Origin of the sequence: Neisseria sp. CCUG12390 (assembly GCF_047837985.1) — a bacterium.
Taxonomy (GTDB): Bacteria; Pseudomonadota; Gammaproteobacteria; order Burkholderiales; family Neisseriaceae; genus Neisseria.
On the sequence record NZ_CP181244.1, the window covers coordinates 1,348,705 to 1,361,430 of the forward strand.

10 protein-coding genes are annotated in these 12,726 nt (G+C 51.8%); 7 read left to right on the forward strand and 3 right to left on the reverse strand.

Going from position 1 to position 12,726, the window contains the following annotated elements:
• Window positions 1-185 precede the first annotated feature (185 nt).
• On the forward strand, window positions 186-575 hold the full coding sequence (gene grcA, locus ACM67E_RS06370; protein ID WP_416190632.1) for an autonomous glycyl radical cofactor GrcA: 390 nt from the start codon (window positions 186-188) through the stop codon (window positions 573-575).
• Between the two features lie 51 nt (window positions 576-626).
• On the opposite strand, the gene ACM67E_RS06375 is transcribed toward grcA, so the two are convergent.
• The gene (locus tag ACM67E_RS06375; protein WP_416190633.1) at window positions 627-911 is read right to left on the reverse strand and encodes a hypothetical protein; all 285 of its coding nucleotides are present in this window, start codon (window positions 909-911) and stop codon (window positions 627-629) included.
• A gap of 443 nt (window positions 912-1,354) precedes the next feature.
• Here ACM67E_RS06375 and ACM67E_RS06380 point away from each other — a divergent pair, with 443 nt between their 5' ends.
• Window positions 1,355-2,875 (forward strand): acetyl-CoA hydrolase/transferase family protein, encoded by a 1,521-nt coding sequence (locus ACM67E_RS06380; RefSeq protein WP_416190634.1) that lies wholly within the window; start codon window positions 1,355-1,357, stop codon window positions 2,873-2,875.
• Between the two features lie 186 nt (window positions 2,876-3,061).
• Here the strand turns inward: ACM67E_RS06380 and ACM67E_RS06385 are convergent, their stop codons facing one another.
• Window positions 3,062-4,603 (reverse strand): OFA family MFS transporter, encoded by a 1,542-nt coding sequence (locus ACM67E_RS06385; RefSeq protein WP_416190635.1) that lies wholly within the window; start codon window positions 4,601-4,603, stop codon window positions 3,062-3,064.
• 206 nt (window positions 4,604-4,809) lie between these two features.
• Between ACM67E_RS06385 and nadE the strand changes: the two genes are divergently transcribed.
• The 5 genes from nadE to ruvB all read left to right on the forward strand — a co-directional run bounded on the left by nadE (window position 4,810) and on the right by ruvB (window position 9,855).
• Window positions 4,810-5,601: an NAD(+) synthase gene (gene nadE, locus ACM67E_RS06390; protein ID WP_416190636.1), complete on the forward strand. Its 792-nt coding sequence runs from the start codon at window positions 4,810-4,812 to the stop codon at window positions 5,599-5,601.
• 182 nt (window positions 5,602-5,783) lie between these two features.
• Window positions 5,784-6,161, forward strand: a complete 378-nt coding sequence (locus ACM67E_RS06395; protein ID WP_416190637.1) for a VOC family protein — start codon at window positions 5,784-5,786, stop codon at window positions 6,159-6,161.
• A gap of 107 nt (window positions 6,162-6,268) precedes the next feature.
• The gene (locus ACM67E_RS06400) at window positions 6,269-8,188 is read left to right on the forward strand and encodes an ATP-binding cassette domain-containing protein (protein WP_416190638.1); all 1,920 of its coding nucleotides are present in this window, start codon (window positions 6,269-6,271) and stop codon (window positions 8,186-8,188) included.
• A 134-nt stretch (window positions 8,189-8,322) separates the two neighbouring features.
• Window positions 8,323-8,631, forward strand: coding sequence for a hypothetical protein (locus ACM67E_RS06405; protein WP_416190639.1), 309 nt, complete (start codon window positions 8,323-8,325; stop codon window positions 8,629-8,631).
• Between the two features lie 192 nt (window positions 8,632-8,823).
• Window positions 8,824-9,855, forward strand: a complete 1,032-nt coding sequence (gene ruvB / locus ACM67E_RS06410; protein WP_416190640.1) for a Holliday junction branch migration DNA helicase RuvB — start codon at window positions 8,824-8,826, stop codon at window positions 9,853-9,855.
• Between the two features lie 502 nt (window positions 9,856-10,357).
• On the opposite strand, the gene ACM67E_RS06415 is transcribed toward ruvB, so the two are convergent.
• Window positions 10,358-12,568, reverse strand: coding sequence for a TonB-dependent receptor (locus tag ACM67E_RS06415; RefSeq protein WP_416190641.1), 2,211 nt, complete (start codon window positions 12,566-12,568; stop codon window positions 10,358-10,360).
• Between the last annotated feature and the right edge of the window lie 158 nt (window positions 12,569-12,726).

Genomic DNA, 12,726 nt, shown 5'->3' on the forward strand with positions numbered 1-12,726 from the left:
AGGGTAGCGTAAAATTTATCTTTCCACACAGACCGGTTCGTCATAATTTACTGAGTAAAGACAACCATTTAGCCGGTTAAAATGTAGTATTTTGTAACTTGATTTATATCAATTTCTTTTGGGGCGCAGGGTATAAAATATAGAAAATTCAAGTTTTTTCTACGTTAACGAAAGAGAAGGTGGCTATGGTTAAAGGTATTCAGATTACTCAAGCTCAAAACGGGGCTTTGTTAAATTCGTTTTGGTTGCTGGACGACGGCACCGACGAAGCCCGCTGTTTGGTGGCAAAAGAAGAGAGCGGTTATCAGGCCGATGCGGTGGTGGCTTTGGCCGATTTGGGCGAGGTTTCTTACAAAGAAATCCCGTTGGATGTCAGTGCGCGTCCGAAAGTGGAGGGCGGCCAACATCTGAATGTAAATGTGTTGACCCGCGAAACTTTGGAAGATGCCGTTGCCAATCCGGACAAATATCCGCAATTGACTATCCGTGTTTCCGGTTACGCCGTGCGTTTCAATTCATTAACGCCCGAGCAGCAACGCGATGTGATTACCCGCACGTTTACCGACAGCCTGTAATTTCAAGCCGTATTCAAAGGCCGTCTGAAATTTTCAGACGGCCTTTTGCTGTTAAAACCCGCCGAAATAGTGCACCAAATAAATAACCAGCAATAAAATCGGAATAAAAAGCAACATGGTTTTTCTTTTTAATTCAAATTCCTGCCTCAAATGATGCTTAATCACATCAAACAGTACGAATTTGAATAAAAACGTCGCTTCACATGCCAAGATGATGCCGTTAATCAGATATTGCGTATGATCAGGCGGCGGAATCAAAACAAATGCCAGCATGGTGACAAGCGGAATCAGGCATACAATCAGCCAGCGAACCAGCAAACCTTTGGAATCATTCATTGTTTAAGCCTAGCCGTCCTATTTCGATAAAAGCGTATTATTCACTTAACCGCCCAAAGCGTCCAGCATGATTTTGCACCGGTTTTAAAACATGCCGTCTGAAAATTTTCAGACGGCATGTTTTATTAAAATAAGGCTCTGAATAAGCAATATATTTTACAAAAGACGTGAATCGTCTATTTATTTTGGGGAATAGCCTGTACCCCTATCCGCCACTAAAATCCCGTCCCATCCGCTCCAAAGCCAAGCCTTTTGAGCAAGCACGTATGATTTCGAAAGTACGGATTTGTCCGTTCAGACGGCATTCTTTACACTTTGAAAGCTTTGTTATATAGTCTGTAACGCTATGTTATTTCAAGGCCGTCTGAAAAGCAGACCAGCCGTTTTTTCATTTCAAAAAACAGTGCCTGCGCTCAAGCATCCAAACCAAAGGAGAAAGCAAAATGACCAATGCAGCAGAACGCATCCGCCACGAAGGATTGCGCAATAAGATTATGTCTGCCGAACAAGCAGCCGAATTTGTACAAAACGGCATGAATGTCGCCATTACCGGCTTTACCGGTGCGGGCTATCCCAAACTTCTGCCGACCGCCATTGCCGAAAAAGCCAAAGCCGAACACGCTGCCGGCCGGCCGTTCAGCATCGGCATGATTACCGGTGCATCAACCGCACCTGAGTGTGACGGCGTTTTGGCTGCTGCCAATGCCGTACATTTCCGTAATCCGTTCCAATCCGATCCATCGCTGCGCAACAGCATCAACGCCGGCAACATCGCTTACCAAGACATGCATCTGTCGCACGTTGAGCAACAAATGCGCCAAGGTTTCTACGGCGATTTCGATTTGGCTATTATCGAAGTTTCCGGCATTACCGAAGACGGCAAACTGATTCCGGCCATGGGTATCGGCCACGGCAACGAAGCCTTGAAAGCCGCTAAAAAGGTCATTATCGAAGTAAACTTCGCGCAAAATGCCAAACTGGAAGGGATGCACGATGCCGTATTCGACATCGGCGTTCCGCCGCACCGCAAACCCATCGCCATTACCGGCCCGTTTGACCGCGTGGGTTCGCCTTATTTGGAATGCCCGGAAGAAAAAATCATTGCCATCGTATTGACCGATGCGGGTGACCGCAACAGCAAGTTTGCCGATCCCGATGAAAATTCCAAAGCCATTGCCGCACAAATCATCGATTTCTTCAACCATGAAGTAAAAGCAGGGCGGTTGCCTAAAAACCTGCTGCCGTTGCAGTCGGGTGTGGGCAACGTCGCCAATGCCGTGATGGCGGGCTTGCTGGATGCGCCTTTCGACGACTTGACCGGCTACACCGAAGTATTGCAAGACGGCATGCTGGACTTGATTTTGGCCGGCAAAATGAAACACGCATCAGCCACCGCTTTGTCGTTCAGCCCGGATGCACTGCAACGCTTCAACGACAACATCGACTTCCTGCGCGACAAACTGATTCTGCGCCCGATGGAATACACCAATAATCCCGAGGTCATCCGCCGCTTGGGTGTTATCGGCATGAACGCCATGATTGAAGCGGATATTTACGGCAACGTAAACTCAACCCACGTGATGGGCACGAAAATGATGAACGGTATCGGCGGCTCCGGCGACTTTACCCGCAACGCCTTCTTCTCATTCTTCGTATCGCCATCAGTGGCCAAAGACGGCGCGATTTCGTGCATCGTACCGATGGTTTCACACCACGACCATACGGAACACGATGTTATGTTCATCGTTACCGAACAAGGCATGGCCGATTTACGCGGCAAATCACCACGCCAACGTGCACAATTGATCATCAACAACTGTGCACATCCGGATTATCGCGACATGCTGCGCGACTACTACGACCGAGCCGAAAAAGCCGGAGGCCTGCATACGCCGCATCTGTTGATGGAAGCATTGTCATGGCATCAACGCTTCGTTGAAACCGGTGACATGCGTATCAAATAAGAAAGACAGCTTGAATCTTTCTTTGACAAAAAAGACAGCTTGGAACCAAGCTGTCTTTTATTATGGTCAGAATAATTTAACATAATATACATTATGCGAATTAAACCTTGCTCATTTTCTATTAGCAGTTTTGCTTTTTTATACAGGCCGGCAGAATACTTTCTGCTTCTTTCGTTTTCTGTCTTCTTACACAAATAAATCCAATGATTTCACAAACACCATTACCATACCGTAGACCAAAGGTATGCCGACCAAAGCCCAGCGCCACCAGACCGGAAAACCGCCGCGTTTGATACTTTCCTGCAACAGATAAGCATCGGAAATGGCTGTTTCATCATCGGGATTACTGCTTAAAGCGGCTGTTTGAATATCCTTTTCATGATGCTTTTCATGGACGGCTTTTACGCATAGATTACATACCAGACCGATAAGCAGTAAAACCGCCATGATATACATGGTCACGCTGTATGCCTGCGCCGCGGGAATGCCGCTGTCGATTTGGCTTTGGCGGATATAGTTGACCAATACGGGACCGATGACGGCAGCCGTTGACCAAGCCAGCAAAATCCGTCCGTGAATCGCACCGACTTGGTATGTGCCGAACAAGTCTTTCAAGTACGCCGGAATCGCTGCAAAGCCTCCGCCGTACATCGACATAATCACGCAGAAGCAGATGACGAATAAGGTTTTGTTGCCGCCGGCACCAATCGACGGTACGGCAAAATACAAAAGCGATCCAAGCACAAAGAAAATGGTGTAAACATTTTTTCGGCCGATTTTATCGGAAATGCTCGACCAAAAGAAACGGCCGCCCATATTGAATAAGCTCAACAGGCTGACAAACCCTGCCGCCGCGCCGACACCGATGGCCGCCTGTTTGCCGACCGAAGCTTCGGAAAACAGCTCCTGAATCATCACCGCGGCCTGCCCCAATACACCGATACCGGCGGTAATATTCAGACACAACACCCAAAACAGCAGCCAGAATTGCGGGGTTTTCATCGCCTGATTGACATTCACATGATTGCTGCTGACCAGCTTGTTTTTCACTTTCGGCGCAACATAACCTTCAGGCTTCCAATCCGCCGCCGGAACGCGTATCGTAAACGCGCCGAACATCATCAGCGCAAAATAAATCACGGCCAATACGACAAAAGTCTGCGCCACGCCTACCGAAGTTTCGCTACTGAAAAAATCCATCAGCCAGACCGACAAAGGCGAAGCCACCATCGCGCCGCCGCCGAATCCCATAATTGCCAAACCGGTGGCCATGCCCGGTTTGTCGGGAAACCATTTCATCAGCGTGGAAACCGGCCCGATATAGCCCAACCCCAAGCCGACACCGCCGATGACCCCGTTGCCCAAATACAATAAAAACAGATTGTGCGTCCACACCCCTACTGCCGACACCAGAAAGCCCAAGCTGAAACAGCATGCCGCGACAAACATGGCTTTGCGCGGGCCGACGCGTTCCATCCAAGTACCGAACATGGCCGCCGATGCGCCCAATACCGCCAAGGCAATGCTGAAAATCCAACCGACCGTCGTCAGCTTCCAATCGCCGGCCGCAGGCTCGGTAATCCCGATCACTTTGGTCAGCGGCGCATTAAACACAGAATACGCATAAATCTGGCCGATGGCCAAATGCACGGCCAATGCCGCAGGCGGCACCAGCCAGCGGTTGAAACCCGGCTTGGCTACGGTAGCCTCACGGTCTAAAAATTTCATGGCAACCTCAAATAATAACGGATTAACTGATTGATTTTACCCATACATTAGGTAAAAATTGTTGACAATTATACCAGTTCCCCCCTCTTTCTTCATGCCACAAAATAACTATTTTTAACAAAAATCACCAATAAATTGCCTGATTTGCTTTCAGACGGCCTCAAATAGCATTATCATCTCATTCAACGTAACTCAGGAGCCTGCTCATGCAATCACAAGCCGTTGTCCACCACATCGTTGGTTGGTTAAAAAATTATGCCGCAACCGCCCGCGCCAAAGGCTTTGTAGTCGGCGTTTCAGGCGGCATCGATTCCGCGGTAGTTTCTACGCTGGCGGCAGAAACGGGGTTGCAGGTTTTACTGCTGGAAATGCCCATCCGCCAAAAAGCCGACCAAGTCAACCGCGCCCGCGAGCACATGGCTGACTTGAAACGACGTTACGCCAACGTAACCGCCATGAGCGTGGATCTGACCCCGACTTTCGACACTTTTGCCGAAACCGTTGATGTTGAGGAAACAGCGTTCCCGAACAAACAGCTTGCCCTGGCTAACGCCCGCTCGCGCCTGCGCATGGTAACGCTCTATTACTACGGCCAGCTGCACGGTTTGCTGGTAACCGGGACAGGCAACAAAATCGAAGATTTCGGCGTGGGTTTTTTCACCAAATACGGCGACGGCGGCGTGGACATCAGCCCGATTGCCGACTTAACCAAAACCCAAGTTTATGAATTAGCAAAAGAATTAAACGTTATCGAAGCCATTCAGATGGCCGTCCCCACCGACGGCCTGTGGGACACCGAGCGCACCGACGAGCAGCAGATGGGCGCGACCTATCCCGAACTCGAATGGGCAATGGGCGTTTACGATACGCATAAACCCGAAGATTTCAGCGGCCGCGAGCGCGAAGTTTTAGAAATCTACACCCGCCTGCACAAAGCCATGCAGCACAAAATCAACCCGATTCCGGTGTGCAACATTCCGCCCGAACTTTTAAAATAAACCCCAAAGGCCGTCTGAAAACGGGCATGGCGGGTTTCGCCAAAATTTTTAGGCAACGCAGCCAAGATTGGCTTGGAAACCCGATTTACCCTGAATGCCGAAACATCGGATTCCAATTCCGCTTAACCTTGCAGCAAAAGTCCGTCTGAAACATTTCAGACGGCCTCACAGAAAAGCCCACCATGCGTCTCCACCATATCGCCCTGATTTGCTCCGATTACGCCGCAAGCAGACGCTTCTACACCGAAATCTTAGGCTTGACCGTCTTGGCCGAACATTACCGCGCCGACCGCGATTCCTACAAATTGGATTTGGGCATCGGCTCCCATTATGTATTGGAACTGTTCTCCTTCCCCAATCCGCCGCCGCGCCCGAGCTATCCCGAAGCCTGCGGCCTGCGTCATTTGGCTTTTGCCGTCGGTGATTTGGCCGCCAAACATGCCGAACTGGTACGGCAAGGCGTTGAGTGCGAAGCGGTCAGAACCGACGAATATACAGGCAAGGCTTTTTTCTTTTGCCGCGATCCCGATTTATTGCCGGTCGAGTTTTATCAGGAATGAAGCAGGCCGTCTGAAAAAGAAATGTTTTTCAGACGGCCTGCTGCCTTATAAACCGCTGCAAAATCCGTTAAAATACGCCCTTTCCGATTATTTCCGAACATCTGCCCATGAACATCCTGCAAGTTGAAAACGCCTCTTTCGCCGTCGGCCACGTCGCCCTTTTGGACCGCGCTTCTTTCCGCTTAGACAGCGGCGAAAAAGTCGGCTTAATCGGGCGGAATGGTGCGGGCAAGTCGTCGTTTTTAAAAATCCTCGCCGGCGTGCAGAAGCTCGACGACGGGCAGATTGTGATGCAGAGCGGCCTGAAAGTGGTGTATGTGCCGCAGGAAAGTTTTTTTTCAGACGGCCTCACCGTGTTCGACGCAGTATCCGAAGGTTTGGGCGGACTGCGCGACGTGTTACGCCGCTACCATCAGGTCAGCCACGCGCTCGAAAGCGGTTCGGACGACGCGTTAATCAAAGAACTCAACGAGTTGCAAAACCAAATCGAAGCGCAAAACGGCTGGCAGTTTGACGCGGCTATCCGCCAAACCATCGGCGAACTCGGCCTGCCTGAAAACGAACTTATCGGCAACCTTTCCGGTGGCCAGAAAAAACGTGTCGCGCTGGCGCAGGCTTGGGTGCAGAAACCCGATGTGTTGCTGCTCGACGAGCCGACCAACCATCTCGACATCGACGCGATTATCTGGCTGGAAAGCCTGCTCAAAGCCTTTGAAGGCAGCATGGTGGTGATTACCCACGACCGCCGTTTTCTCGATAATACCGCCACGCGCATCGTCGAACTCGACCGCGGCACGCTGCGCTCCTACCCCGGTTCGTTTTCGAAATACAGCGAGAAAAAGGAACAGGAATTGGCGGTGGAAGCCGAACACAACCGCCTGTTCGACAAATTCCACGCGCAGGAAGAAGCGTGGATACGCAAAGGCATCGAAGCGCGCCGCACCCGCAACGAAGGCCGTGTGCGCCGTTTGGAAGAGCTGCGCCGCCAGCGCGCCGCACGCCGCGAAGTGCAGGGGCAAGTCAGCTTCAAACTCGATACGGGCGAAAAAAGCGGCAAAATCATCGCAGAACTCGAACACGCGAGCTTCCAATACGGCGATAAAGTCATCATGGACAAATTCTCCGCCATCATCCAGCGCGGCGACAAAATCGGCTTAATCGGCCCCAACGGCATCGGTAAAACCACGTTTTTAAAGCTGATTTTGGGCGAACTGCAACCCACCTACGGCCGCATCCGCCTGGGCAGCAAGCAGGAAGTCGCCTATTTCGACCAGTTCCGCAGCGTGCTCAACGAAAACGACACCGTGTTCTACACGCTCGGCCAGGGCAACGATTATGTGGAAGTGGGCGGCAAAAAACGCCATGTGATGAGCTACCTGGAAGACTTCCTGTTCCACCCTGCCCGCGCGCAAAGCCCCGTTTCATCGCTCTCCGGCGGCGAACGCAACCGCCTGCTGCTGGCGAAACTGTTTACCAAACCGGCCAACATTCTCGTGCTCGACGAACCCACCAACGACCTCGACATCGACACGCAGGAATTGCTGGAAGAACTGTTGCGCGACTATCAGGGCACGGTGTTTCTCGTCAGCCACGACCGTATGTTTCTCGACAACGTGATTACGCAAAGCATTGTTTTCGAAGGAGAAGGCCGTCTGAAAGAATACATCGGCGGCTACGAAGACTATCTCGATGCGAAAAAACGCGAACAGACTTTTCAGACGGCCTCAACGCCGAAAGCCGACAGGCCGTCTGAAAACGAAACCGACAAAAACACCAAGCCCAAAGCCAACCGCACGGTCAAACTTTCCTACAAAGAACAGCGCGAACTTGATGCCCTGCCCGATGAAATCGCCGCGCTGGAAAGCGAGCAGGCCGCCATCAACGCGCAGCTTTCCGACCCTGATATTTTCAAAGACTACGAAAAAGCCGGCGCATTGCAGGCGCGTGCGGAAGAAATCGAAACGCTGCTGCTGGAAAAACTGGAATTATGGGAACGCCTGGAAGCCAAGCAAAACGGCGTGCAGTAAATTCGATTTGCCGCTTTAATGCCGTCTGAAAAAATGTTCAGACGGCATTGTTTTCAAACAGCCTGAATAATCTCGGAACGCGAAACTTATGCGGTATAATCCCACACATTACCCCATGATTCCCGAACAGCCTTATGCTCAACACCGACTTATTGATTCGAAAAATTGCCAACGAAGATTACCGGCGCATGATTATTGCCGGAACCGGGGATTTCAGCACCGGCGAAACTGCGTTGCTGCAGGAAATTTTACAGCGGTTTGATTTTGACGTGGTTCAGGCGCAGGCGTTGGCTCAGGCGGTTTTGCAGCAGCAGCGTTTCGATCCGAACGAATACCATATCGACAGCGACGACGAAGACATCACCGGTGTGTGTCCGCACTGCATCAACCCGCCCATGCCGCCGCTGCGCGATTATCTGGCTTGGCGCGAAATGCGCGGTTAGCCGCCGTGCAACCTTGAGGCCGTCTGAAATTTTCACACGTGAAGTGTGGAGACTTGCCATCCGCAGATTGGAAATACCGTGCAAACAAAGATTCCGAAAACGGTGGGCAGCAAGCGTCCGCCCTACGGCTGAAATGTTGGCAGTAACCGAAAAATATTGACGGCATTTGCCGATGATTGAAGTGAACGAATAATGTTGCAAACCGATAACCTTACCGCCCAACAGCCGCAGCGCATCATCGCCGCGCAATCGATTTCCGCCCAAGAGGAGCTTTTGGAGCGCGCCCTGCGCCCGAAAACGCTCGCGGACTATATCGGCCAAACCAAGGCTAAGGAGCAGTTGGCAATTTTCATCGAAGCGGCCAAAAAACGCGGCGAAGCACTCGACCATACTTTGCTGTTCGGCCCGCCGGGATTGGGCAAAACCACCTTGGCGCACATCATCGCCAAAGAATTGGGCGTAAACCTGCGCCAGACCAGCGGCCCCGTATTGGAACGCGCTGGCGATTTAGCCGCCCTTTTGACGAACCTCGAGCCTCATGATGTTCTTTTTATTGATGAAATCCACCGCTTAAGCCCGGTAGTGGAAGAAATCCTCTACCCTGCCCTTGAAGACTACCAGCTCGACATTATGATCGGCGAAGGCCCTGCGGCGCGTTCGGTCAAAATCGATCTGCCGCCGTTTACGCTGATTGGCGCAACGACGCGCGCGGGTATGCTGACTAATCCCCTGCGCGACCGTTTCGGCATTGTTTCGCGTTTGGAATTCTATGAAAACAATGACTTGGCGACGATTGTCAGCCGTTCGGCGCAATTATTGTCGTTGAACATGGGCGATGAAGGCGCAATGGAAGTGGCCAAACGCAGCCGCGGTACGCCACGCATTGCCAACCGCCTGTTGCGTCGCGTGCGTGATTATGCGGAGGTGAAAAACGGCGGCGTAATTGATGCAGCCATAGCGGATGCGGCTTTAAGTATGCTGGATGTTGATGCCAAAGGCTTGGACATGATGGACAGGAAATTCCTGGAAGCCATTCTGCACAAGTTCGGCGGCGGCCCTGTCGGATTGGAAAACGTGGCCGCGGCCATCGGCGAATCCACCGATACGATTGAAGACGTCATCGAACCTTACCTGATTCAGCAGGGATTTTTGCAGCGTACACCGCGCGGCCGCGTCGCCACCGAACGCGCTTATCTGCATTTCGGTTTGAACGTTTCCGAATAGATCCATATTGACAGGCCGTCTGAAAAGTTTCAGACGGCCTTGTTCCATATAATCCGCATAGGGTTTGGATACGGGAATTTGTCATGTCGGGTTTACACTGACCTACTCACCGAATAAATCCGTACCGATAGGCTTTTGCAAAACCCGAAAATATTCAAAATCTCTGCCCCGTCATTCCCGCGCAGGCGGGAATCCGGAATTCTAACTTACTGTAATTTATAAATATTTCTAAAACCAAAAGGCCTGGATTCCCGCCTGCGCGGGAATGACGGGTGTAGTTTGTCAGGCTTAATCTGATTTAATCCGGATTGTGGAAAGGTTTCAGGCCGTCTGAAATTTTCAGACGGCCTTGTTCTGCATAATCCGCATAGGGTCTGGATACGGGAATTTGTCATGTCGGGTTTACACCCGGCCTACCCATTTTTTATTAAAAATCTCTTAAAAATCAAATCATAAAGACCGTCTGAAAAACTGTTTCAGACGGCCTTTGATTCACTTTCAATCAGAACGAATATTCCGCTTTCAACCAATAAGTGCGCGGCATTCCCAACACGGCGAAGCTGCGGTCGTACTGGCCGCGCTGTACCTGCCAGTAAGACTTGTTGAACAGGTTTTCCACCGCGGTACTGACCGTCAATTCGTTTTTACCCAGCTTGGCTTTGTAGCGTGCGCCTACGTCGACTAAGGTGTAGGACGGCAGTTTGTATTGGCGCGCAGTATCTTGGTAAGACTTGCCGTAGTGCTGGATGCCGCCGTTGAGCGTCAGACCTTTGACAAACGGCGTATCCCATTCGATGCCTGCTTTGGCGACAATGCGCAGGCTGCTGACCTGGTCGCCGTTTGAAAGATTGTCCGAATAAGTCGGATAATCAATCAGGTCGGATTTCAGATACATGATGCCGAAGCTCGGGCGCAGGGTTTGGTTCAACAGGTTGGCGTAGGCGTTCAATTCGATACCGCGGTTGCGCTCTTTGCCCTGAGCCGCACCTGCGCGCGCATTCATGCGGGCAAAATCGGTGCCGCTTGTGCTGTTGCCGCGCCAATAGCCCGGACGCGAAATTTGGAAGGCATTGAGCGAAGTAACCCAGTTGCCCCAGTTTTTGCGCACGCCGATTTCAAACTGTTTGCTCACTTTAGGATCGGCCATGCTGCCGGTTTCCGAATCCAGCTCTCCCGGTTCCAAATCTTCCATGTAGTTGCCGTATGCCACCAAATCGGTGGTCGGCCGCCATGCGAACATGGCCATCGGGCTGAAACGGTGTGCGGAACCTGATGCGTTATCCAAACGGTTTTCCTGTTCGATGCGCTGGAAGCGTCCGCCGAGCGTCAGGCGGTAGCGGCCGTCTGAAAATGCCATCGTATCCGATACCGCCAAGCTGTCCGCAACATAGGCGGAATCGACGGATGGGGTTGCCGATAAAGGAGGCAGAACCGGAACGTCGCTACTCCAAACGGGATTGTAGATATTGGTGGTGATGACGGGGGTGTATGCGCTGCCCCAATAGTTTTTGCGGTCGCGTTTGACGCGGTCGTAGGCCGTGCTCCAGTTGTGCGATACCGCGCCGGTCTCGAACTCGCCGCGCGCGCCCACGTTCAGGCTGAACGTTTTGGCGGTTTGGTCGCTCAGACGCGAGCCGTTGCGCGTGCCGCTGCCGATGCGGTAGGTTCCGTCTTCCCCGCGCGCCTGCAACTGGGCGAAATTGCCGAAATAGCGCGACTTGTTGTAGCCGATGCCGCCGAACAGCTGAACCGGCGACTCAAAATCGTATTCAAACGTCAGCATATTGGTTTGGTCGCGCGTGATCTGCGCCTGCCATGAAGGAACGAGATTGATACTGCCGTCGGGTGCGGCAGGCAGGGCGAAATCGAGGTTCTGCAAATCTTGAAAACGCGCGCGGCCGCCGGTGGTTTTGCGTTTCGAATACATGCTGTCGAAGGAAACGCGCAATGAGCCGCCGTTATAATCGGCATTCAGGGCGAATTCTTTGTTGTCTTCGCCGTAACCGTCGCGCGGCGTGTCACCGTGGCGCAGTTTGCTGTTCACGCGCACGCCCCATTCTTTGTTTTCGCCGAAACGCTGCCCGAAATCGACGCTGCCTTGTGCGCGGCTGTCGCTGAAATAGCCCAAGCCGATTTTACGGTTGCCTTCTTCCGATGCTTTTTTGGTTTCGATATTGACCGAACCGGCCACCGCACCTTCGGGATCCATGCCGTTGATTGCGCTGGACGCGCCTTTAATCAATTGCGCCGCCCCGACCGCAGCGGTAGGCGAACTTTGGTAAGCATACATGCCGGCCAAGCCGTTGACGCTGAACTGGCGTGCGTCAAGCTGCATACCGCGTACATAAATGCCCTGCAAAGTGTTGGTTTCGCCGCCGAACTGCCACGTCGAAGCGTCGTTTTTGGCCACCGTGTCCACCAATGTGCGCGCCGCGTTGTTTTCCAGAATTTTTTCATCGTAATTGACGACCGTAATCGGTGCGGTAAACGCGTTGGCCTTACCCAAAAGCCCCAGATTCACGCGGTCTTTCAAATCGCCGTCGCTGGCGATGGAATACGATTTGGCGGCCTGCGCATAATTTCTGTCGCCCTTTACGGTTACTTGCTGCAGTTCGGCTTGATACGGAGCCGATGCCGTATTGCCGCTTTCACCGGCGGCATGGGCAAACGCGCTGGCAATCATCAGCGGCATTAAGGCTAATTTGGTATTCATGCTTTTCTCTCTGACTATGAATGATTGGTAAAAAATCGCAAAAACATTTTGAACGGGCATTATATTTGATAACATTCCCCGCTTCTATAAAATTAAATAGAAATTATTCTTATCATTGAGTCTGCGCACTATATACAACACTCTGCACAATAATCTCT